The sequence below is a fragment of the Pantoea sp. SGAir0430 genome (genome assembly GCF_043549295.1).
The window spans coordinates 1,819,875-1,841,780 of record NZ_CP039427.1; the positions used below are offsets into that span (position 1 = coordinate 1,819,875).

20 protein-coding genes are annotated in these 21,906 nt (G+C 58.1%); 19 read left to right on the forward strand and 1 reads right to left on the reverse strand.

Annotation, left to right across the window (positions count from 1 at the left end):
* Positions 1-142 precede the first annotated feature (142 nt).
* The 9 genes from miaB to E7738_RS08830 all read left to right on the forward strand — a co-directional run bounded on the left by miaB (position 143) and on the right by E7738_RS08830 (position 9,446).
* Positions 143-1,567 (forward strand): tRNA (N6-isopentenyl adenosine(37)-C2)-methylthiotransferase MiaB, encoded by a 1,425-nt coding sequence (miaB, locus tag E7738_RS08790; protein WP_021508568.1) that lies wholly within the window; start codon positions 143-145, stop codon positions 1,565-1,567.
* Positions 1,568-1,772: 205 nt separating this feature from the next.
* The gene (locus E7738_RS08795) at positions 1,773-2,846 is read left to right on the forward strand and encodes a PhoH family protein (protein WP_058769440.1); all 1,074 of its coding nucleotides are present in this window, start codon (positions 1,773-1,775) and stop codon (positions 2,844-2,846) included.
* Complete coding sequence (gene ybeY / locus E7738_RS08800) at positions 2,843-3,316, forward strand: rRNA maturation RNase YbeY (protein ID WP_010616134.1); 474 nt, start codon at positions 2,843-2,845, stop codon at positions 3,314-3,316. The genes E7738_RS08795 and ybeY overlap by 4 nt, the downstream gene beginning before the upstream one ends.
* Positions 3,317-3,398: 82 nt before the next feature.
* The gene (gene corC, locus E7738_RS08805) at positions 3,399-4,280 is read left to right on the forward strand and encodes a CNNM family magnesium/cobalt transport protein CorC (RefSeq protein WP_021508571.1); all 882 of its coding nucleotides are present in this window, start codon (positions 3,399-3,401) and stop codon (positions 4,278-4,280) included.
* A gap of 4 nt (positions 4,281-4,284) precedes the next feature.
* Positions 4,285-5,811 carry an apolipoprotein N-acyltransferase gene (gene lnt, locus E7738_RS08810; protein WP_394516297.1) on the forward strand — a complete coding sequence of 509 codons (1,527 nt, stop codon included), beginning with the start codon at positions 4,285-4,287 and terminating at the stop codon, positions 5,809-5,811.
* A gap of 436 nt (positions 5,812-6,247) precedes the next feature.
* On the forward strand, positions 6,248-7,141 hold the full coding sequence (locus E7738_RS08815) for a glutamate/aspartate ABC transporter substrate-binding protein (RefSeq protein WP_021508573.1): 894 nt from the start codon (positions 6,248-6,250) through the stop codon (positions 7,139-7,141).
* 161 nt (positions 7,142-7,302) lie between these two features.
* Positions 7,303-8,043, forward strand: coding sequence for an amino acid ABC transporter permease (locus E7738_RS08820; protein WP_021508574.1), 741 nt, complete (start codon positions 7,303-7,305; stop codon positions 8,041-8,043).
* Positions 8,043-8,720 (forward strand): glutamate/aspartate ABC transporter permease GltK, encoded by a 678-nt coding sequence (gltK, locus tag E7738_RS08825; RefSeq protein WP_021508575.1) that lies wholly within the window; start codon positions 8,043-8,045, stop codon positions 8,718-8,720. The genes E7738_RS08820 and gltK overlap by 1 nt, the downstream gene beginning before the upstream one ends.
* Complete coding sequence (locus E7738_RS08830; protein ID WP_058757895.1) at positions 8,721-9,446, forward strand: amino acid ABC transporter ATP-binding protein; 726 nt, start codon at positions 8,721-8,723, stop codon at positions 9,444-9,446. It abuts the gene before it with no gap.
* Between the two features lie 435 nt (positions 9,447-9,881).
* Here the strand turns inward: E7738_RS08830 and E7738_RS08835 are convergent, their stop codons facing one another.
* Positions 9,882-10,364, reverse strand: a complete 483-nt coding sequence (locus tag E7738_RS08835) for a zinc ribbon-containing protein (protein ID WP_394516298.1) — start codon at positions 10,362-10,364, stop codon at positions 9,882-9,884.
* 221 nt (positions 10,365-10,585) lie between these two features.
* Between E7738_RS08835 and leuS the strand changes: the two genes are divergently transcribed.
* From leuS to dacA, 10 genes are all read left to right on the forward strand, one after another.
* Entirely contained in the window at positions 10,586-13,168 is a 2,583-nt protein-coding gene (gene leuS / locus E7738_RS08840) for a leucine--tRNA ligase (RefSeq protein ID WP_058769436.1), read from the forward strand.
* 14 nt (positions 13,169-13,182) lie between these two features.
* Positions 13,183-13,782, forward strand: coding sequence for an LPS assembly lipoprotein LptE (gene lptE / locus E7738_RS08845; protein ID WP_021508579.1), 600 nt, complete (start codon positions 13,183-13,185; stop codon positions 13,780-13,782).
* The gene (gene holA, locus E7738_RS08850) at positions 13,779-14,810 is read left to right on the forward strand and encodes a DNA polymerase III subunit delta (RefSeq protein WP_021508580.1); all 1,032 of its coding nucleotides are present in this window, start codon (positions 13,779-13,781) and stop codon (positions 14,808-14,810) included. The genes lptE and holA overlap by 4 nt, the downstream gene beginning before the upstream one ends.
* Positions 14,803-15,447, forward strand: coding sequence for a nicotinate-nucleotide adenylyltransferase (gene nadD, locus E7738_RS08855; RefSeq protein WP_021508581.1), 645 nt, complete (start codon positions 14,803-14,805; stop codon positions 15,445-15,447). Before holA ends, nadD begins: the two co-directional genes overlap by 8 nt.
* Positions 15,448-15,539: 92 nt before the next feature.
* Positions 15,540-15,857, forward strand: coding sequence for a ribosome silencing factor (gene rsfS / locus E7738_RS08860; protein ID WP_021508582.1), 318 nt, complete (start codon positions 15,540-15,542; stop codon positions 15,855-15,857).
* 3 nt (positions 15,858-15,860) lie between these two features.
* The gene (gene rlmH / locus E7738_RS08865; protein WP_058757899.1) at positions 15,861-16,331 is read left to right on the forward strand and encodes a 23S rRNA (pseudouridine(1915)-N(3))-methyltransferase RlmH; all 471 of its coding nucleotides are present in this window, start codon (positions 15,861-15,863) and stop codon (positions 16,329-16,331) included.
* A 34-nt stretch (positions 16,332-16,365) separates the two neighbouring features.
* Entirely contained in the window at positions 16,366-18,270 is a 1,905-nt protein-coding gene (gene mrdA / locus E7738_RS08870) for a peptidoglycan DD-transpeptidase MrdA (RefSeq protein ID WP_394516299.1), read from the forward strand.
* A gap of 8 nt (positions 18,271-18,278) precedes the next feature.
* Positions 18,279-19,391, forward strand: coding sequence for a peptidoglycan glycosyltransferase MrdB (mrdB, locus tag E7738_RS08875; protein ID WP_031279886.1), 1,113 nt, complete (start codon positions 18,279-18,281; stop codon positions 19,389-19,391).
* A gap of 10 nt (positions 19,392-19,401) precedes the next feature.
* Positions 19,402-20,502 carry an endolytic peptidoglycan transglycosylase RlpA gene (rlpA, locus tag E7738_RS08880; RefSeq protein ID WP_394516300.1) on the forward strand — a complete coding sequence of 367 codons (1,101 nt, stop codon included), beginning with the start codon at positions 19,402-19,404 and terminating at the stop codon, positions 20,500-20,502.
* 118 nt (positions 20,503-20,620) lie between these two features.
* The gene (dacA, locus tag E7738_RS08885; protein ID WP_021508587.1) at positions 20,621-21,832 is read left to right on the forward strand and encodes a D-alanyl-D-alanine carboxypeptidase DacA; all 1,212 of its coding nucleotides are present in this window, start codon (positions 20,621-20,623) and stop codon (positions 21,830-21,832) included.
* Positions 21,833-21,906 lie beyond the last annotated feature (74 nt).

The following is a 21,906-nucleotide window of genomic DNA, read 5'->3' on the forward strand; positions in this document are numbered from 1 at the left end:
TTACATCAGTAAGTGACCGGGGGAGCCGCGCGCAGCCAACGCACCTGGCGTGCGAAGTATGACGGGCATGCTGGTCACACCCGCGCCAAAGCATTACAATACGCGCCCTGCACTTCTCTGCTCAGAATCAATGGCTAGTTCAATGACCAAAAAACTGCATATCAAAACCTGGGGCTGTCAGATGAACGAATATGATTCATCGAAGATGGCTGACCTACTGAACAGCACGCACGGCTATACCCTGACGGAGGAAGCCGAAGACGCAGACGTACTGCTGCTGAATACCTGCTCCATCCGTGAGAAGGCGCAGGAAAAAGTGTTTCACTTGCTGGGACGCTGGAAGAAGCTGAAGGCGAAGAATCCTGAGCTGATTATTGGCGTGGGCGGCTGTGTGGCTTCGCAGGAGGGCGATAAAATTCGCCAGCGCGCGCAGTGCGTGGACATCGTTTTTGGCCCGCAGACGCTGCATCGTCTGCCGGAGATGATTAATCAGGTGCGCGGCAGCAAGAGTCCGATTGTTGACGTCTCGTTCCCGGAAATCGAAAAGTTTGATCGCCTGCCGGAGCCACGCGCTGAAGGGCCTACGGCTTTTGTCTCGATCATGGAAGGCTGCAATAAATATTGCACTTTCTGCGTGGTGCCTTATACGCGCGGCGAGGAAGTGAGCCGTCCCTGCGATGACATCCTGCTGGAAGTTGCCCAGCTGGCGGCGCAGGGCGTGCGTGAAGTGAATCTGCTGGGGCAGAACGTCAACGCTTATCGCGGCGCGACCTTTGACGACCAGATTTGTACCTTTGCCGAGCTGCTGCGTCTGGTGGCCGCGATTGACGGAATTGACCGGATTCGTTTCACCACCAGCCATCCGATTGAGTTCACCGACGACATCATCGACGTTTATCGTGATACGCCGGAGCTGGTCAGCTTCCTGCACCTGCCAGTGCAGAGCGGTGCCGATCGTATTCTGACGCTGATGAAGCGAGCGCACACTGCGCTGGAGTACAAAGCGATTATTCGCAAGCTGGTGGCCGCGCGCCCGGATATCCAGATCAGTTCAGATTTCATCATTGGCTTCCCGGGCGAAACCCAGCAGGATTTCGAGCAGACCATGAAGCTCATCGGCGAGGTTAATTTCGACACCAGCTTCAGCTTTATCTACTCGGCGCGTCCGGGTACGCCGGCGGCCGATCTGCCGGACGACGTGCCGGAAGAGGAGAAGAAGCAGCGTCTGTACATTTTGCAGGATCGCATCAATCAGCAGGCGATGGCATGGAGCCGCCGCATGCTTGGTACCGTTCAGCGTATTCTGGTGGAAGGCACCTCACGTAAGAATGTGATGGAGCTGACCGGCCGTACCGAAAACAACCGCGTGGTCAACTTTGAAGGCGACGTGCGCATGATCGGTAAATTTGTTGATGTCGAAATCGTCGATGTTTATACCAATTCGCTGCGTGGCGTCGTGGTTCGCACCGAAGAGGAGATGGGCCTGCGCGTCGCGGAGAGTCCGGCATCGGTGATTGCGCGTACGCGTAAAGAGGATGAGATCGGCGTGGGCCTGTATCAACCTTGAGACCGCGATTACTGAGCGACAGCGCACAACGCGCTGTCGCCTGTTTCATCCCGCAGCCCTTGCTTTCCGCAGCTGCCGCCCAAATATCTCCCCTGAAGCTTGCGCCCGGGCGCGACCCCATAAATAATTCCGTAAAGATGCTGACGCCTGGCGTACGGTATCTGCTATTTCTTTCAACTGGCCCTGAGTGACCCAAAGGATTCATTTGAATATCGAAACTCGTGAAATCGCCCTTGAACCGGCAGACAATCGTCGACTGATGAGCCTGTGCGGTCCGTTTGATGACAACGTAAAACAGCTGGAGCGCCGTCTGGGCATTGAGATCAATCGCCGCGACAACCTGTTTAAGCTGGTTGGCCGTGCGCTGAGTGTCGAGGCGGCCGCCAATATTCTGCGTTCGCTGTACGTTGATACCGCGCCGGTGCGCGGCCAGATCCCCGACATTGAACCGGATCAGATCCATCTGGCGATCAAAGAGAGTCGCGTGCTGGAGCAGACGGCTGACAGCGTGCCGGAGTACGGTAAAGCGGTAAACATCAAGACTAAGCGCGGCGTGATTAAACCGCGTACGCCAAACCAGGCGCAGTACATCGCCAATATTCTCGATCATGACATCACCTTCGGCATTGGGCCGGCCGGGACCGGGAAAACCTATCTGGCGGTAGCCGCTGCAGTGGATGCGCTGGAGCGGCAGGAGATTCGCCGTATTCTGCTGACGCGTCCGGCGGTCGAAGCCGGCGAAAAGCTCGGCTTCCTGCCCGGCGATCTCAGTCAGAAAGTCGATCCTTACCTGCGTCCGCTGTATGACGCCCTGTTTGAAATGCTGGGCTTCGAGCGCGTCGAGAAGCTGATGGAGCGCAACGTGATTGAAGTCGCGCCGCTGGCCTACATGCGCGGCCGTACGCTGAACGACGCGTTCGTGATTCTCGATGAGAGCCAGAACACCACCATCGAGCAGATGAAGATGTTCCTGACGCGTATCGGCTTCAACTCCAAAGCGGTGATTACCGGTGACGTGACGCAGATTGACCTGCCGCGCAGCACCAAATCCGGTCTGCGCCACGCCATCGAAGTGCTGGCCAATGTGGAAGAGATCAGCTTCAACTTTTTCCACAGCGAAGACGTGGTGCGTCATCCGGTGGTCGCACGCATTGTTAATGCTTATGAAGCCTGGGAAGAAGCGGACCAGAAACGCCGTGATAAACTGGCGGAAGAGCGTAAGCGTGAAGCACAGGCGGCACAACCTGCCAGCCAGCCGACGCCGCAGGAGCCTTCATGAGCACGGTGATTTTAGATTTGCAGCTGGCGTGTGCCGATGAAAACGGCCTGCCCGCAGAAGCGGCGTTTCAGCGCTGGCTGGAGGCGGCGGTCACGCCGTTTCAGCCTGAGAGCGAAGTCACGATACGGCTGGTCGATGAAGCGGAGAGTCATGAGCTTAATCTGACTTATCGCGGCAAAGATAAGCCGACTAACGTGCTGTCGTTTCCGTTTGAAGCACCACCGGGCATTGAGCTGCCGCTGCTGGGCGACCTGATTATTTGTCGTCAGGTTGTCGAGCAGGAAGCGGCCGAACAGGGCAAAAGCCCTGAAGCGCACTGGGCACACATGGTGGTTCACGGCACGCTGCATCTGCTGGGTTATGACCATATTGAAGACGAGGAAGCTGAAGAGATGGAAGCGCTCGAGACCGAGATAATGCTTGCTCTTGGCTATCCCGATCCGTACATTTCGGAAAAAGAAGACGCCTGAACCGCCGGTTCAGGACATTGCGCTGCTAGCGAGGATGCCGGCAGTTCCTTTCCCTCATTCGAGAGAACTAAATAAAAACGCCATGAGCGACGACCATTCTCAAAACAACGACGCACCCAGTAGTAAAAAGGGTTTTTTCTCCCTGTTAATCAATCAGCTTTTCCACGGCGAACCCAAAAACCGTGACGAACTGCTGGGGCTGATCCGCGATTCTGAGCAAAAAGAGCTGATCGACCAGGACACCCGCGACATGCTGGAAGGGGTGCTGGATATTGCCGAACAGCGCGTGCGCGACATTATGATCCCGCGCTCGCAGATGATTACCCTCAAGCGCAACCAGAGCCTTGAAGAGTGCCTGGCAGTGATTATTGAATCTGCCCACTCGCGCTTCCCGGTAATCAGCGAAGATAAAGACCATGTTGAAGGCATTCTGATGGCGAAAGATCTGCTGCCGTTTATGAGCAGCAGCGCCGAGCCATTCAGCATGGAAAAAGTGCTGCGCCCGGTCGTGGTGGTGCCTGAGAGCAAGCGCGTCGATCGCATGCTCAAAGAGTTCCGCTCGCAGCGCTATCATATGGCGATCGTCATTGATGAGTTCGGTGGTGTCTCCGGACTGGTGACCATCGAAGACATCCTTGAGCTGATCGTCGGCGAAATTGAAGACGAATATGACGACGAAGAAGATCGCGATATCCGTCAGCTCAACCGCCACACCTATACGGTGCGTGCGCTGACGCCGATTGAGGATTTCAATGAGGTATTTGGTAGCGATTTCAGCGATGACGAAGTCGATACCATTGGCGGTCTGGTGATGCAGGGATTCGGCCATCTGCCGGCGCGCGGTGAAAGCATCGACATTGAGGGTTACCAATTCAAAGTTGCGATGGCTGACAGCCGCCGTATCATCCAGGTGCATGTGAAAATTCCGGAAGACTCTCCGCAACCGCAACTGGAAGACGAATAATTTTATGGCATTAGCCTCTCTCTACTCGCAGCAGCGGGTTCGCCTGCTGCTGGCATTAATTCTGGGTGCCGCGGGCACCCTTTCCTTTTCCCCGTATGATTTCTGGCCCGCCGCCCTGCTCTCTCTGGCCGGTTTGCAGCTGCTGTTGCTGGATCGCCGCAGCGCGCAGGCGGCAGGCATCGGTTTTGCCTGGGGCTTTGGCCTGTTCGGTAGCGGCATCAACTGGGTGTACGTCAGCATTGCGACGTTTGGCGGCATGCCCGACCCGGTCAATGTGTTCCTCGTGGTGCTGCTCGCCGCCTATCTGGCGCTTTACCCGCTGCTGTTTGCCCTGCTGCTGAACCGCTTCTGGCCACGGGCCACGCTGTGGCGCATGGCGCTGGCGGCACCGGCGCTGTGGCAGATCACCGAGTTTCTGCGCGGCTGGGTGCTGACCGGCTTTCCGTGGCTGCAGTTTGGCTACAGCCAGATCGATGGGCCGCTGAAAGGCCTGGCACCGCTGGCTGGCGTGGAAACCATCACCTTCCTGCTGATGGTGATTGCAGGCCTGCTGGCCTCGGCCTGCTACCACCGCAGCGTGAAAAACCTGATTATCGCCGTCGCGCTGCTGCTGCTGCCGTGGCCACTGCGGATGCTGCAGTGGTATCAGCCGCTGCCGCAGCGCAGCGTCAATGTGGCAATGGTTCAGGGCAATATTCCGCAGTCAATGAAGTGGGATCCGCAGCAGCTGCTGACCACGCTGCGCGTCTATACCGCATACAGCCAGCCGTTTATCGGCAAAGCGCCAATCATCATCTGGCCGGAGTCGGCAATTACCGATCTCGAGAGTAATCAGCAGCCGTTTCTGCATGCGCTGGATGACGAACTGCGCGCGCGCGGCAGCACGCTGATCACCGGCATTGTTGATTCGCGCGTGGAGAGCGACAACCGCTATCACGATTACAACTCGGTGATTGTGCTGGGCGGCGCGCAGCCTTACAGCTATCAGAGCCGCAACCGCTACCAGAAAAACCATCTGGTGCCGTTTGGCGAGTTTGTGCCGCTGGAAGGTCTGCTGCGTCCGCTGGCGCCGTTCTTCGACCTGCCGATGTCCTCGTTCAGCCGTGGCGCCTACCTGCAGCCGCAGCTGAAAGTGGCGGGTTACAACCTCACCAGCGCCATTTGCTATGAGATCGTGCTGGGCGAACAGGTGCGCGCCAACTTCCGTCCGGACACCAACTTCCTGCTGACGGTGTCGAACGATGCCTGGTTCGGTCATTCGATTGGTCCGTGGCAGCATTTCCAGATGGCACGCATGCGCGCGCTGGAGCTGGGTCGCCCGCTGCTGCGCTCAACGAATAACGGTGTTACCGCAGTGGTGAATGCGCAGGGAGACGTGGAGAACATCATCCCGCAGTTCACCCGCGAAGTGCTGAGCGCAACAGTCACGCCTGCCAGCGGGGAAACGCCGTATGCACGCGTCGGTATCTGGCCGGTATGGCTGCTGACGCTGGCGGGCATCGTGCTGGCGATTTTACGCCGCCGCGCCTGATATCCCGCCCTCTAACCAGGCGAAGCGCAGGCTTCGCCTTTTTTCTGCGCAGTTTTCCGCTCCCTTTCTCCTTAGTCACCGCCACTTTCTGCTGCCTTTTTGCCCGCTCTCCGCGTACTGGCACGATCATTGCTAATTATTTCAGTGGTTTTAGCAACATCGGTGATTTGTCAGCGAAATGCCCTGTTTGCGCACCATTACCTGGCACCGAAGCGCACTTAATTGGCGCAGAGGCCGTTTTTTGCCTCTTATTGGTGCGGAGCGGCTCGCAAAAAACGAACTTTTTTGTTTCATTACGTTAACAATTCGCTATGTTAATCACTATCCTGCGCGCAGTTGCGCTAAGGGATAATTAAAAAAGCAGCAGGAAATACACACAACATCACAATCTGCGCAGTTTATGTTCTGCGCAACATTCACACGAAGGAGTAGGAACATGCAGATTCGCAAAGTGGCATTATCGCTTCTGCTGTTGGGCGCAGCAGCGGGCGCGGCCCAGGCGGAAGATCTCACCGGCACCCTGAAAAAAATCAATGATAGTGGCGTGATTGTCGTGGGGCACCGTGAGTCATCCGTTCCCTTTTCTTACTACGACAACCAGCAGAAAGTGGTGGGCTATTCGCAGGACTACTCCAACGCCATTGTTGCCGCCATCAAAGCGAAACTGAATAAGCCGGATCTGCAGGTCAAAATGCTGCCGATCACCTCACAAAACCGTATTCCGCTGCTGCAGAACGGCACCTACGATTTCGAGTGTGGCTCGACCACCAACAACGTAGAGCGTCAGCAGCAGGCGGCATTCTCCGACACCATCTTCATCATCGGTACGCGTCTGCTGGTGAAAAAAGGTGGCGACATCAAAGATTTCGCCGATCTGAAAGGCAAAACCGTGGTCGTCACCTCGGGCACCACCTCTGAGATTCTGCTGCGCAAGCTGAATGACGAGAAGAAAATGGATATGCGCATCATCAGCGCGAAAGATCACGGTGACTCGTTCCGCACGCTGGAAACCGGTCGCGCAGTGGCCTTCATGATGGATGATGCGCTGCTGGCCGGTGAACGTGCCAAGGCGAAGAAACCGGATAACTGGGAAATCACGGGTACGCCGCAGTCCAAAGAAGCCTACGGCTGCATGCTGCGTAAAGACGATGCGCCGTTTAAACAGCTGATGGATGACACCATCGCCAAAGCGCAGACGTCGGGTGAAGCCACCAAATGGTTCGATACCTGGTTCAAACAGCCAATTCCGCCGAAGAACCTGAACCTGAACTTCGAGCTGTCTTCTGACATGCAGGCGCTGTTTAAAGCACCGAACGACAAAGCACTCTGAATTAACAATGAAAACAAGGGCGGCACTGCTGCCCTCTCGATTGCTGAACACGCGGTGCGGACAGACAGACTGTAACAGGCCGTTCCCCTGAAGCAGGACACAAGACACCGCTCAACAATCTTATGGGTAGCCTCGCTACCCTTTTTTTACCGGAGCTCGTTATGGGTATCGATTGGAACTGGGGCATCTTTTTACAGCAGGCTCCGTTCGGCAATACGACTTACCTCGGCTGGCTGTGGTCCGGATTTCAGGTGACCGTCGCGGTCTCCTGCTGCGCCTGGATTATCGCCTTCCTGGTAGGTTCCTTCTTTGGCATTCTGCGTACCGTGCCTAATCGCTGGCTGTCCACGATTGGCACCTGCTACGTGGAGCTGTTTCGTAATATCCCGCTAATCGTGCAGTTCTTCTTCTGGTATCTGGTGGCGCCAGAACTGGTCGGGGAGAAGCTCGGCATGTGGTTTAAGGCTGAACTGGACCCGAACATCCAGTTTTTCCTCTCTTCAACCATCTGTCTCGGTCTGTTCACCGCCGCACGCGTGTGTGAGCAGGTGCGCGCCGCGATTCAGTCGCTGCCGCGCGGCCAGAAAAACGCCGGTCTGGCGATGGGCCTGACGCTGCCGCAGACCTACCGCTACGTGCTGCTGCCTAATGCTTACCGCGTGATTGTGCCGCCGATGACCTCGGAAATGCTTAACCTGGTGAAGAACTCCGCCATCGCCTCTACCATCGGTCTGGTCGACCTGGCGGCGCAGGCGGGCAAGCTGCTGGATTACTCGGCGCATGCCTATGAATCTTTCACCGCTATCACCCTGGCCTACGTCGGTATTAACCTGGTGATCATGCTGATTATGAGTCTGGTAGAACGCAAAATCCGCCTGCCCGGCAACCTGGGAGGCAAATAATGTACGATTTTGACTGGAGTTCGATTCCGCCCAGCCTGCCCTATCTGCTTAACGGCATGATCATTACGCTGAAAATCACGGCGGTGGCGGTGGTGTTTGGCATTATCTGGGGCACCATTCTGGCGGTGATGCGTTTGTCCGCGTTCGCCCCGATCCGCTGGTTCGCCAAACTGTACGTGAACCTGTTCCGCTCGGTACCGCTGGTGATGGTGCTGCTGTGGTTCTATCTGGTGGTTCCCAGCTTCCTGCAGCAGGTGCTTGGGCTGTCGCCAAAAACCGATATCCGCCTGATCTCCGCCATGGTGGCGTTTGCGCTGTTTGAAGCCGCTTACTACTCGGAGATTATCCGCGCCGGTATCCAGAGCATCTCGCGCGGCCAGTCCAACGCGGCGCTGGCGCTGGGTATGACGCAGTGGCAGTCGATGAAATTGATCATCCTGCCGCAGGCGTTCCGCGCCATGGTGCCGCTGCTGCTGACGCAGGGCATCGTGCTGTTCCAGGATACCTCGCTGGTGTATGTGTTAAGCCTGGCGGACTTCTTCCGCACCGCGTCCACCATCGGTGAACGTGACGGTACCCAGGTAGAAATGGTTCTGTTTGCCGGTCTGGTCTACTTCGTGATCAGCCTGAGCGCTTCGCTGTTGGTAAGTTATCTGAAAAGAAAAAGGACGGTTTAAATGATTAGCCTGAAAAATGTTTCTAAGTGGTATGGGCACTTTCAGGTGCTGACCGACTGCTCCACCGAAGTGAAGAAAGGTGAGGTAGTGGTGGTCTGCGGACCGTCCGGCTCGGGTAAATCGACGCTGATTAAAACGGTGAACGGGCTGGAGCCTGTGCAGCAGGGCAGCATTCAGGTGAACGGTACCGAGGTGAACAACAAAAAAACCAATCTCGCCCAACTGCGCAGCAAAGTGGGCATGGTGTTCCAGCACTTCGAACTGTTCCCGCATCTCAGCATCATTGATAACCTGGTGCTGGCACAGGTGAAAGTGCTGAAGCGCGACAAAACTGCCGCGCGCGATAAGGGCCTTGCCCTGCTGAAGCGCGTGGGTCTGGCGGCGCATGCGGAGAAATTCCCTGGTCAGCTGTCTGGCGGTCAGCAGCAGCGCGTCGCCATCGCCCGTGCGCTGTGCATGGATCCTATCGCCATGCTGTTCGATGAACCGACTTCCGCGCTGGATCCGGAGATGATCAACGAAGTGCTGGACGTCATGGTGGAGTTAGCCAACGAAGGCATGACGATGATGGTGGTGACGCACGAGATGGGCTTTGCACGCAAAGTGGCGAATCGCGTCATCTTTATGGACGAAGGGAAGATCGTTGAAGACACCAACAAGGATGACTTCTTCAGCAATCCGCAGTCCGACCGTGCCAAAGACTTCCTGGCGAAAATCCTGCACTAATACTCACAATGCTGGCGGTCCACGGACCGCCAGCGTCAGGGCTTATCTTGCCCCTCCTGCACTTCACCAAAATCGATATATTGCTGCTGTGATGTGGTACCCGACTGCGCAAGGCATAGCGTCTTGCCGCACCGGCATGAATCCTCCTGGAGCCTGCCGCCGCGCCTTCCCTGGCGCGGAGGCTGCCGCAAGTCGCTATGCCTTGCGCACCATTAAGCTTCATCATCGCGGTGACTAAATGCGCGCATACCGCCGCACCTGTTTTTTACGGCAGAAGGGATCCTGAACTAAGCCGGACGTCACGCGGCAGGGATGCCGCGTGTCGAGGCACGCAGGGATGCGGGTGTTGCCGATCCGGGCGTGTTCAGGTTCCCTTCTGACAGTCCGCACGCCTTCAGCAACAATACTTTTTTTGCTTCAGAGCACGGTGATAATTCAGGGCTCAAACGGCTGACGCTGGAACTGATCGTGGACGCACTCCGGGCAGCGCGTCAGGCTCTCCGGGGTGTAAATCGCCCGGGTAAAGCCGCACTTTTCACACACCAGGTTACCCAGACCCACCACTTCGCCGCTCTGATACACGCCGTGATGCCGCAAATCCTGAAACACTTCGCGCCACTCCAGCTGGCTCTTATCGGTGATATCGGCCAGCTCTTTCCACAGGCTTTCACGAATCACCCGCAAAAACACTGAATCGCCGAGCGCTTCGCTGGATTCCTGATAGCTGAGCGCGAACTCGTGCAAATCGCGTCGCACCGCGCGCATGACCTCGTCGACTTCGGCGGTGGTCAGCGTCTGTTTCTGCAGCAGCGCGCTGCGCGCCTCGGCGACCAGTGCGTCGACATCACGCTCGCCACGCTCCAGCCGCTGGGTTAATGCTGCTACCGTTGCACGATACTCCTGCGCCACATTATTCATTTTGTTCTCCTTTCCGCTGCGGATGCTGAGTTAAGTTTAGCCGCTTTGCCATATTTGCTGCGCTTAGCGCAGAGGAAATCGCAAAAGGGTGAAAGCGCTGGCGCATTCCGCACAAATCACGCCGCCGGAGGGCGTCAATTGTTGTTGAGGGGCGGCCTTATGGGTATGCTATGCGGATCAAAAGTGTTTAAAAAACGATTTCACAAGGACCACAGGCAGCCATGCAAGAGCAATACCGCCCGGAAGAGATAGAATCCCGCGTCCAGCAGCACTGGGACGAAAACGAAACCTTCAAAGTGACCGAGCAGGAAGGCAAAGAGAAATACTACTGCCTGTCTATGCTGCCCTATCCTTCTGGCCGCCTGCACATGGGCCACGTACGTAACTACACCATTGGCGATGTGATTGCGCGCTACCAGCGCATGCTGGGCAAAAACGTCCTGCAGCCGATTGGCTGGGATGCCTTTGGCCTGCCCGCCGAAGGGGCGGCGGTGAAAAACAACACCGCACCAGCACCCTGGACCTACGACAACATCGAATACATGAAAAACCAGCTGAAACTGCTGGGCTTCGGCTATGACTGGAGTCGCGAACTGGCGACCTGTCAGCCTGAGTATTACCGTTGGGAACAGTGGTTCTTCACCAAACTGTACGAAAAAGGTTTGGTCTACAAAAAAACCTCCGCGGTCAACTGGTGCCCGAACGACCAGACCGTACTGGCGAACGAACAGGTGATCGATGGCTGCTGCTGGCGCTGCGACACTAAAGTCGAACGCAAAGAGATCCCGCAGTGGTTCGTGAAAATCACCGATTACGCCGAAGAGCTGCTCAACGACCTCGATAAGCTGGAAGACTGGCCGGAGCAGGTCAAGACCATGCAGCGCAACTGGATTGGCCGTTCTGAAGGTGTCGAGATCACCTTTGACGTGGCCAACAGCGCGGAAAAAGTCACGGTTTACACCACCCGTCCGGACACCTTCATGGGGGCAACTTATGTCGCCGTGGCAGCCGGTCATCCTCTGGCGCGCCAGGCTGCCGTCAACAACCCGGCGCTGGCTGACTTCATTGCTGAATGCAGCAACACCAAAGTCGCCGAAGCGGACATGGCCACGATGGAGAAGAAAGGCATGGCCACCGGCCTGCACGCTATCCATCCGCTGACGGGCGAAGAGATTCCGGTCTGGGTCGCTAACTTCGTGCTGATGGAGTACGGCACCGGTGCCGTGATGGCCGTACCGGGTCATGACCAGCGCGACTGGGAATTCGCCACCAAATACGATCTCAATATCAAGCCGGTGGTGCTCAACCTCGACGGTACCGCGCCGGATATCAGCGCCGCGGCGATGACCGAAAAAGGCACACTGTTCAACTCCGGCGAGTTTGACGGTCTGGACCACGACGCCGGCTTCAATGCCATCGCCGATGCGCTGGCGGCCAAAGGCGTCGGCGTGCGTAAAGTAAACTATCGCCTGCGCGACTGGGGTGTGTCACGCCAGCGCTACTGGGGTGCGCCCATTCCGATGGTGACGCTGGAAGATGGCACCGTAATGCCAACGCCAGAAGATCAGCTGCCGGTAATTCTGCCGGAAGACGTGGTCATGGACGGTATCACCAGCCCAATCAAAGCCGATCCGGAGTGGGCGAAAACCACCGTCAACGGTCAGCCGGCGCTGCGTGAAACCGACACCTTCGACACCTTTATGGAATCATCGTGGTACTACGCGCGTTACACCTGTGCGAACTACAACGAAGGCATGCTGGATCCGGCGGCAGCGAACTACTGGCTGCCGGTCGATCAGTATGTGGGCGGTATCGAACACGCCATCATGCACCTGATGTATTTCCGCTTCTACCACAAGCTGCTGCGCGACGCGGGCCTGGTCAACTCTGACGAGCCGGCCAAACGCCTGCTGTGTCAGGGCATGGTATTGGCAGACGCCTTCTACTACGTCGGCGCCAACGGCGAGCGCAACTGGGTTTCACCGGTTGACGTTAACGTCGAGCGCGACGAAAAAGGCCGCATCACCAAAGCCATCGACAATCAGGGCCGCGAAGTGATCTACGCGGGCATGAGCAAAATGTCGAAGTCCAAAAACAACGGCATCGACCCGCAGCTGATGGTTGAGCGCTACGGCGCAGATACCGTGCGTCTGTTCATGATGTTTGCCTCCCCGGCGGAAATGACGCTGGAGTGGCAGGAGTCAGGCGTGGAAGGCGCTAACCGCTTCCTGAAACGCGTGTGGAAGCTGGCGTACGATCACGTGGCTAAAGGCGCGACCGTGGCGCTGGATGTCAACGCGCTCAACGATGAGCAGAAAGCGCTGCGTCGCGATCTGCACAAAACCATCGCCAAAGTGGCGGATGACATCGGCCGTCGTCAGACCTTCAACACCGCGATTGCGGCGATCATGGAGCTGATGAACAAACTGCTGCGCGCACCGCAGGAGAGCGAACAGGATCGCGCCCTGATGCAGGAAGCGCTGGTCGCCGTAACGCGCCTGCTCTATCCCTTCACCCCGCACGCCAGCTACGTGCTGTGGCAGGCACTGGGTGGCGAAGGCAGCATCGACGACGCCAGCTGGCCGGTTGCCGATGAAGCGGCAATGGTAGAGGATTCGCTGCTGGTGGTGGTGCAGGTCAACGGTAAAGTGCGTGGTAAAATTACCGTGGCGCCGGATGCGACGCAGGAACAGGTGCAGGCGCGTGCGGCACAGGAGCATCTGGTGGCGAAATATCTGGATGGCGTCACCCTTCGTAAAGTGATTTATGTCCCTGGCAAACTGCTTAACCTGGTCGTAGGTTAAGTTCAGGAGGAACTGTGCGACAACTCGTTATCAGGCTGTTTGTCCTGCTGGCAGTGCTGGTCACTGCCGGCTGTGGTTTTCATCCGCGCGGCACCACGCAGGTGCCACCGGAAATGAAAACGCTGATCGTCCAGAGCGGCGATCCGTATGGCCCGCTGGCGCGCACCGTGCGTCAGCAGCTGCGCATCAACGATGTCAAAATCGTTGAAGACAGCAAAGCGGCCAGTGCGCAATACCCGACGCTGCGTCTCGGCGCGGAGAGTCAGGGACGCGACACCGCGTCGGTATTCATCAGCGGCACCACCGCCGAATACTCGCTGGTGATGACCGTCAGCGCGCAGGTGTTGCTGCCGGGTAAAGGCATTTATCCGATCAGCACCACGGTGTACCGTTCGTTCTTCGACAACCCGAACGCCGCGCTGGCGAAGGATGCCGAGCAGGATATGATCGTGCAGGAGATGCGTCAGCGTGCCGCCGAACAGCTGGTACGTAAGCTGCTGACGGTACACGCCGCGCAGGAGAGCAACAAAGAGACGCTGCCGCAACCTGAAGTGATTGCGCCAGGCGCGGACTCACCGGAAGTGCCCTCCTCGTCAGCCACCAGTCTGCAATGATCAGGATCTATCCTGAACAACTGCGCGCGCAGCTTCGAGAGGGGCTGCGCGCCTGTTATTTTCTCACCGGTAATGAACCCCTGCTGATTCAGGAGAGCGCAGATGCCATCCGCGCTGCCGCCGCTCAGCAGGGCTTCGACGAGCATTTTTCCGTCAGCGTTGATGCGCAGACTGACTGGGAGGCGATTTTCGCCAGCTGTCAGTCGCTGAGCCTGTTCACACAGCGCCAGACGCTGACGCTGCAGCTGCCGGAAAACGGCCCCAACGCCGCCATCGCCGAACAGCTGGTGAAACTGGCGGCGCTGCTGCACAGCGACATTATGCTGGTGCTGCGTATGGCGAAGCTGACCAAAGCGCAGGAAAACAGCGCCTGGTTCAAAGCGCTCAGCGCCAGTGCGGTGCTGGTGCCGTGCCAGACGCCGGAACAGGCGCAGCTACCGCGCTGGGTAGCCGCCCGCGCGAAAGCCCTGCAGCTGAGTATTGATGACGCGGCAATTCAGCTGCTCTGCTACTGTTATGAAGGTAATCTGCTGGCGCTGGCCCAGGCGCTGGAGCGGCTGTCGCTGCTGTGGCCGGACGGCAAACTGACGCTGCCCCGCGTGGAAGAAGCGGTGAACGATGCCGCGCATTTCACGCCGTTTCACTGGGTTGATGCGCTGCTGGCCGGCAAGAGCAAACGCGCGCTGCACATTTTGCGTCAGCTGCAAAAAGAGGACAGCGAAGTGGTGATTCTGCTGCGCACGCTGCAGCGCGATCTGCTGACGCTACTGCAGCTGCAACGCCAGCAGGCGAAGCAGCCGCTGCGCACGCTGATGGATCAACAGCGTATCTGGCAGAACCGCCGTGCCCTGTTCACTGAAGCGCTGCAGCGACTGGATGCGCAACGGCTGCAGCAAGCGGTGCATCTGCTGGCTCAACTCGAACTGACCATGAAGCAGGACTACGGTCAGAATTTGTGGCCGCAGCTGGAGACGCTGTCATTGCTGCTGTGCCATCGTGATTTTCCGCTGGGTTTAACTGATGTCTGACCTTTACGCGCTGTTTGGCGGCACTTTCGATCCAATTCATTTCGGCCATCTGCGTCCGGTCACCGCGCTGGCGCAGCAGGTTGGCCTGCAAAAAGTGACGCTGCTGCCGAACAACGTGCCGCCGCACCGGCCGCAGCCGGAAGCCAGCGCACAACAGCGCGTGGCGATGCTGCGCTGCGCCATTGCCGATCGTCCGCTGTTTGATATCGACACGCGCGAGCTGACGCGCACCACGCCGTCATGGACGGTGGACACGCTGGAAACCCTGCGCGCCGAGCGCGGTGCACAACAGCCCCTGGGGTTTATCATCGGTCAGGATTCTCTGCTAACGTTAGGAAAATGGCATCGCTGGCAGGAACTGCTGTCGCTGTGTCACCTGCTGGTTTGTCAGCGTCCAGGCTACGCCGCGCAGATGGCTACGCCAGAGATGCAGCAGTGGCTGGATGCGCACCGCGCGCATGAAGTGCAGCAGCTGCATCGCGCACCGGCAGGCCACATCTGGCTGGCCGACACGCCGCTGTTCGACATTTCTGCCACTGAGATTCGCCAGCGCCGCCATCACGGCCAGGACTGCGCCGATCTGCTGCCAGCGGCGGTGATCGACTACATCGATCGCGCGGGCTTATATCGCGATTGATCGCCGCGTGCTATACTGCGCCGCTTCATTTTTGGCTGCGTTTTCCGGGGCATTCAGCCTGCCCATAATCACCTGTTTTTAAGGGGAACCTTTTGCAAGGCAAAGCACTCCAAGAGTTCGTTATTGATAAGATTGATGATCTCAAAGGCCAGGACATCGTTGCGATTGATGTGCAGGGCAAATCCAGTATCACCGATTGCATGATTATCTGTACCGGGACCTCCAACCGTCACGTCTCCTCCATCGCTGACCATGTGATGCAGGAATCGCGCGCGGCAGGCCTGAAACCGCTCGGCGTCGACGGCAAAGCGGCTGCTGACTGGGTTGTGGTCGATCTCGGTGAAGTGATCGTGCACGTGATGCAGGAAGAGAGCCGCCAGCTGTATGAGCTGGAAAAGCTCTGGAGCTAAACGTTGAAACTGCAGCTTGTCGCCGTCGGCACCAAAATGCCCGACTGGGTTCAGACCGGTTTCATGGAGTACCTGCGTCGCTTTCCCAAAGATATGCCGTTTGAGCTGACTGAAGTGCCGGCCGGTAAACGCGGCAAAAACGCCGACATCAAACGCATTCTGGAAAAAGAGGGTGAAGCGATGCTGGCGGCGGTGGGCAAAGGCAACCGCATTGTGACGCTGGATATTCCCGGACAGCCGTGGGAAACGCCGCAGCTGGCGCAGCAGTTAGAGCGCTGGAAGCTGGACGGGCGTGATGTCAGCCTGCTGATTGGTGGGCCGGAAGGCCTGGCACCGGCGTGTAAAGCGGCAGCCGAGCAGAGCTGGTCACTGTCCGCGTTAACGCTGCCGCATCCGCTGGTGCGTGTGCTGGTGGCGGAAAGCCTGTATCGTGCCTGGAGTATTACCACTAATCACCCTTATCACCGTGAATAAACGCCTGACAACCTCCAGACAATAAACGCAGCGGATGAAATTACAGAGCAACGCTTTTCGCGATTACACTGCCGAACAGAAACTGTTTGTCCGCCGCGCCCTGGTGGCCTTTGTCGGCATCCTGCTGCTCTCCAGCGTGCTGGTGGTCAATCTGTATCATCTGCAGATCCTGCGCTTCGACGACTACAGCACCCGTTCAAACGAAAACCGCATCAAACTGGTGCCGGTTGCCCCCAGCCGCGGCATCATCTATGACCGCAACGGTGTGCCGCTGGCGCTCAATCGCACCATTTACCAGGCCGAGCTGGTGCCGGAAAAAGTCGATGACCTGAAGCAGACGCTGCAGGATCTGCGGCCGGTGCTGGATTTGACCGACGACGATATCGATGCGTTTGAAAAAGAGCGCAAGCGCTCGCGCCGCTTTACCTCGATTCCGGTCAAAACCGGCCTGAATGAAGTGCAGGTCGCGCGCTTCGCAGTGAACCAGTACCGTTTCCCGGGCGTGGAAGTAAAAGGCTACCAGCGCCGCTACTACCCCTACGGCCAGACGCTGACACACGTGGTGGGTTACGTCTCGAAAATCAACGATCGTGACGTCAAGCGCCTGGATGAAGAAGGCAAATGGCCGAACTACGCAGCCACCCACGACATCGGTAAGCTCGGCATCGAAAACTATTACGAAGATGTGCTGCACGGCAAAACCGGTTACGAAGAGGTAGAAGTTAACAACCGCGGCCGCGTGATCCGTCAGCTGCATGAGCAGTCACCGCAGGCCGGACGCGATATCTGGCTGACCATCGATCTCAAGCTACAGCAGTACATCGAAACCCTGCTGACCGGCAGCCGCGCCGCCGTGGTGGTGAGCGATCCGCGCACCGGTGAGATTCTCGCGCTGGTCTCCACACCCAGTTACGATCCGAATCTGTTTGTCGATGGTATTTCGAGTAAAGATTATAAGGCGCTGCTCGGCGATGAGAACCGCCCGCTGTATAACCGTGCGCTGCAGGCATCGTATCCGCCAGCCTCCACGGTTAAACCTTATGTGGCGGTCTCAGCGCTCAGCGCCGGCGTGATCAACCGTAATACCAGCCTGTTCGATCCGGGCTGGTGGCAGCTGCCGGGCTCGGAAAAACGCTACCGCGACTGGAAAAAATGGGGCCACGGTCGCCTCAACGTCACCAAATCGCTGGAAGAGTCGGCGGATACCTTCTTCTATCAGGTGGCCTATGACATGGGCATCGACCGCCTGTCGGAGTGGATGACCAAATTCGGCTACGGCCACCGTACCGGTATCGACCTGCCGCAGGAGAGCCCCGGCAACATGCCGACGCGCGAATGGAAGATGAAACGCTTCAAAAAGCCGTGGTATCAGGGTGATACCATTCCGGTCGGTATCGGCCAGGGCTACTGGACGGCGACGCCGGTGCAGATGAACAAAGCGCTGATGATCCTGATTAACGACGGCGTGATTAAAGTGCCGCACCTGCTGCGCGCCACCCGTGAAGGCAACACCATGGTGCCGTATCGCCAGCCGCCGGATGCGCCGATTGGCGACATTCACTCCGGCTACTGGGAGATCGCCAAAGACGGGATGTATGGCGTGGCCAACCGCGCCAACGGCACCGCGCACAAAAGCTTTGCCGATGCACCGTACAAGATTGCGGCGAAATCCGGTACCGCACAGGTGTTTGGCCTGAAAGAGAATGAGACGTACAACGCGCATAAAATTGCCGAACGACTGCGTGACCACAAGCTGATGACCGCCTTCGCGCCGTACGACAAGCCGCGCGTCGCCGTCACCATGATTCTGGAAAACGGCGGTGCCGGCCCGGCGGTGGGCACCGTGATGCGCCAGATTCTCGACCACATAATGCTGGGCGACAACAATACCGTGCTGCCAGAAGCCGCACCCATGCCGCCCGGCTACGAAGGTGAATAACAATGTCGATGAACGATAGTCCCCAGAAAAGAACGATCTGGACGCGTATCCATATCGACCCGCTGTTTATGCTGATCATCATCAGCCTGCTGGCCTACAGCGCCATTGTTATCTGGAGCGCCAGCGGCCAGGATCCAGGCATGATGGAGCGCAAGCTTGGTCAGATTGCCATGGGCACCATCATCATGCTGGTGATGGCGCAGGTGCCGCCGCGCGTGTATGAAAGCTGGGCGCCCTACCTCTACATTGTCTGCGTGATTTTGCTGGTGGCGGTCGATGCCTTCGGCCACATCAGTAAAGGGGCACAGCGCTGGCTGGATCTCGGTTTTGTGCGCTTTCAGCCGTCGGAAATCGCTAAAATCGCCGTGCCGCTGATGGTGGCACGCTTCATCAACCGCGATGTCTGCCCGCCGACGCTGAAAAACACCGGCATCGCGCTGGTGCTGATTTTCATGCCGACGCTGCTGGTGGCGGCGCAGCCGGACCTCGGTACCTCCATTCTGATCGCCGCCTCCGGCCTGTTTGTGCTGTTCCTCTCGGGCATGAGCTGGAAGCTGATTGGCGTGGCCGTGCTGCTGGTGGCGGCGTTCATCCCGATTCTGTGGTTCTTCCTGATGCACGATTATCAGCGCGACCGCGTGATGATGCTGCTCGATCCGGAGAGCGATCCGCTCGGTGCCGGCTACCACATTATTCAGTCCAAGATTGCTATCGGCTCCGGCGGCCTGCGCGGCAAAGGCTGGCTGCATGGCACCCAGTCGCAGCTGGAGTTTCTGCCCGAACGTCACACCGACTTTATCTTCGCGGTGCTGGCGGAAGAGCTCGGCCTGGTGGGCGTCCTGCTGCTGCTGGTACTTTATCTGCTGCTGATCATGCGCGGGCTGGTGATTGCCGCACGCGCGCAAACCACCTTTGGTCGCGTGATGTCCGGCGGCCTGATGCTGATTCTGTTTGTGTATGTTTTCGTTAACATTGGCATGGTTAGTGGTATCTTACCGGTGGTTGGCGTGCCGCTGCCGCTGGTGAGCTACGGCGGATCGGCGCTGATTGTGTTAATGGCCGGATTTGGCATCGTGATGTCGATCCACACTCATCGAAAAATGTTATCTAAAAGCGTTTAAGAGGCTGCACATGCGTAAGGACTGGCTTGGGGTTGCTCTGGCATCACTGGTACTGGCTGCCTGTTCCACACCGGAACAGCAGACGAACACGGCCCCGCCACAGCCGGCCTATAATGGTCCGGTGGTGGAGATTCCCGGCGTGGAGCCGCGCTATGAGCCGATCAATCCTTCTACCAGCCAGGACTACAGCGTCAACGGCAAAACCTACCGGGTGATTAAAGATCCGTCTAACTACAGTGAAGTTGGTCTGGCAACCTGGTACGGTGAAGAGGCGCAGGGCAACCGCACCGCGCTGGGTGAAACCTACGATCCGGACGCGTTAAGCGCCGCACACCCTACCCTGCCGCTGCCAAGCTACGTGCGCGTCACCAACCTGGCCAATGGCCGGCAGATTGTGGTGCGCGTCAACGATCGCGGCCCTTACACGCCGGGCCGGATTATCGACCTGTCGCGCGCCGCGGGCGATCGCCTGAATATTTCCAATAACACCCGCGTACGGGTGGATTACATCAAGGTAGCGCCGGACGGTTCGGTGTCCGGCCCGGGCACCATCGGCACCACCGTGGCCAAACAGAGCTATGCGCTGCCGGCGCGCCCTGACCTGAGCGGCGGCATGGTGATGACCGGTGCCAGCAGCGCGCCAGCGCCTGCCGCACAGGATGTCCGCGCGGTGGATAACAGTTCACTGCAGAGCAACGGCAACATCGGTGCACCGGTGCAGAGCAGCGGCTTTCTCGGCGCGCCGCAGCCGTTAGCCAGCGGCGTACTGGAAGGTAGCGCGCCGGCCACAGCGGTTGCCGCCAGCCCTGCCGCACCGGCTTCGGCTGCGGCAGCGAGTCCGGCTCCGGCCAGCCACAACGCCAGCGCCCATGCCGGCAGCGGTTTTGTGGTACAGGTTGGCGCCCTTAATGACGCCGCACGCGCCCGGCAGATGGCGGACAGCCTTGGCCAGCGCTTTGGTGTACCCGGCGCGGTGGAAGCCAATGGCAACGTCTACCGCGTGCAGCTTGGCGGTTTCAGCAGCCGGGCTCAGGCCGCGGCGCTGCAGCAGCGCCTGAGCACTGAAGCGCAGATCAGCTCCTTTATTACCACGGCCCGCCCGTCAATGTGACGGGCCGTGCCCTTGCCTGCTGACACTGAGGCATAAAGCCAGATGTCGCACGATGGCAGCTTTGCTATAGTAAGGCACTTTTTTCACTCTTAACCCCACGGATGCTGTAGTCCTGAACATGAATACGCTGAAACCTTCTCGTTTTCTGAAACGCCTGACAGTGGGATCACTGGTCGCTCTCTCCCTCAGCCACGTTGCCTTTGCAGATGATGTTAATCTGAAAACCATGATTCCGGGCGTGCCGGACATCGATGCCGAAGCTTACGTGCTGATCGACTATAACTCCGGCAAAGTGCTGGCGGAAAAGAACGCGGACGCGCGCCGCGACCCGGCCAGTCTGACCAAAATGATGACCAGCTACGTCATCGGCCAGGCGGTCAAAGCGGGCAAAATCCATCAGGATGACATTGTTACCGTCGGTAAAGATGCCTGGGCAACCGGCAATCCGGTGTTCAAAGGCTCCTCGCTGATGTTCCTCAAGCCGGGCGATCGCGTACCGGTCTCTCAGCTGACGCGCGGTATCGTGCTGCAGTCCGGTAACGACGCTTGCGTGGCGATGGCCGATTACGTTGCCGGCAGCCAGGACGCGTTCGTTAACCTGATGAACAACTACGTGGGCGCGCTGGGCCTGAAAAATACCCATTTCCAGACCGTGCACGGTCTTGATGCTGATGGTCAGTACAGTACGGCGCGTGACATGGCGCTGATTGGCCAGGCGCTGATTCGCGATGTGCCCGATGAATACGCGGTCTACAGAGAGAAAGAGTTCACCTTTAATAACATCCGCCAGATGAACCGTAACGGCCTGCTGTGGGATACCAGCCTGAACGTCGACGGCATCAAAACCGGCCACACCGAAGCCGCCGGTTATAACCTGGTGGCGTCAGCGACCGAAGGCCAGATGCGTCTGATCTCGGCGGTGATGGGCGGTCACACCTTCAAAGGCCGTGAAACCGAGAGTAAAAAGCTGCTGACCTGGGGCTTCCGCTTCTTCGAAACCGTGGCACCGCTGAAGGCGGGCAAAGAGTTTGCGTCTGAGCCGGTATGGTTTGGCAACAGCGATCGCGTGCAGCTCGGCGTGGAAAAAGATGCCTACCTGACCATCCCGCGCGGCCGCATGAAAGACCTCAAGGCCAGTTACGTGCTGAACAACACCGAACTGCACGCGCCGCTGCAGAAAAACCAGGTCGTGGGCAGCATCAACTTCCAGCTGGATGGTAAAACCATCGAACAGCGTCCGCTGGTGGTGCTGAACGAAGTGCAGGAAGGCGGTTTCTTCAGCCGCATCATCGATTACATCAAACTGATGTTCCATCACTGGTTCGGCTAAGGCGCGCTTGAAAAATCGCCAATCCGTCCCCAGATAAGCTACTATATTGCTCCCGCTTCGGCGGGAGCCTGTTT

What these genes read in the sequence shown, in the direction of transcription:
- rlpA (WP_394516300.1), top strand. Translation starts at nt 19,402, where the DNA reads ATGCGTAAGGACTGGCTTGGGGTTGCTCTGGCATCACTGGTACTGGCT.
- lnt (WP_394516297.1), top strand. Translation starts at nt 4,285, where the DNA reads ATGGCATTAGCCTCTCTCTACTCGCAGCAGCGGGTTCGCCTGCTGCTG.
- miaB (WP_021508568.1), top strand. Translation starts at nt 143, where the DNA reads ATGACCAAAAAACTGCATATCAAAACCTGGGGCTGTCAGATGAACGAA.
- dacA (WP_021508587.1), top strand. Translation starts at nt 20,621, where the DNA reads ATGAATACGCTGAAACCTTCTCGTTTTCTGAAACGCCTGACAGTGGGA.
- holA (WP_021508580.1), top strand. Translation starts at nt 13,779, where the DNA reads ATGATCAGGATCTATCCTGAACAACTGCGCGCGCAGCTTCGAGAGGGG.
- E7738_RS08835 (WP_394516298.1), bottom strand. Translation starts at nt 10,364, where the DNA reads ATGAATAATGTGGCGCAGGAGTATCGTGCAACGGTAGCAGCATTAACC.
- nadD (WP_021508581.1), top strand. Translation starts at nt 14,803, where the DNA reads ATGTCTGACCTTTACGCGCTGTTTGGCGGCACTTTCGATCCAATTCAT.
- mrdA (WP_394516299.1), top strand. Translation starts at nt 16,366, where the DNA reads ATGAAATTACAGAGCAACGCTTTTCGCGATTACACTGCCGAACAGAAA.
- leuS (WP_058769436.1), top strand. Translation starts at nt 10,586, where the DNA reads ATGCAAGAGCAATACCGCCCGGAAGAGATAGAATCCCGCGTCCAGCAG.
- E7738_RS08830 (WP_058757895.1), top strand. Translation starts at nt 8,721, where the DNA reads ATGATTAGCCTGAAAAATGTTTCTAAGTGGTATGGGCACTTTCAGGTG.
- E7738_RS08820 (WP_021508574.1), top strand. Translation starts at nt 7,303, where the DNA reads ATGGGTATCGATTGGAACTGGGGCATCTTTTTACAGCAGGCTCCGTTC.
- ybeY (WP_010616134.1), top strand. Translation starts at nt 2,843, where the DNA reads ATGAGCACGGTGATTTTAGATTTGCAGCTGGCGTGTGCCGATGAAAAC.
- gltK (WP_021508575.1), top strand. Translation starts at nt 8,043, where the DNA reads ATGTACGATTTTGACTGGAGTTCGATTCCGCCCAGCCTGCCCTATCTG.
- corC (WP_021508571.1), top strand. Translation starts at nt 3,399, where the DNA reads ATGAGCGACGACCATTCTCAAAACAACGACGCACCCAGTAGTAAAAAG.
- mrdB (WP_031279886.1), top strand. Translation starts at nt 18,279, where the DNA reads ATGAACGATAGTCCCCAGAAAAGAACGATCTGGACGCGTATCCATATC.
- E7738_RS08815 (WP_021508573.1), top strand. Translation starts at nt 6,248, where the DNA reads ATGCAGATTCGCAAAGTGGCATTATCGCTTCTGCTGTTGGGCGCAGCA.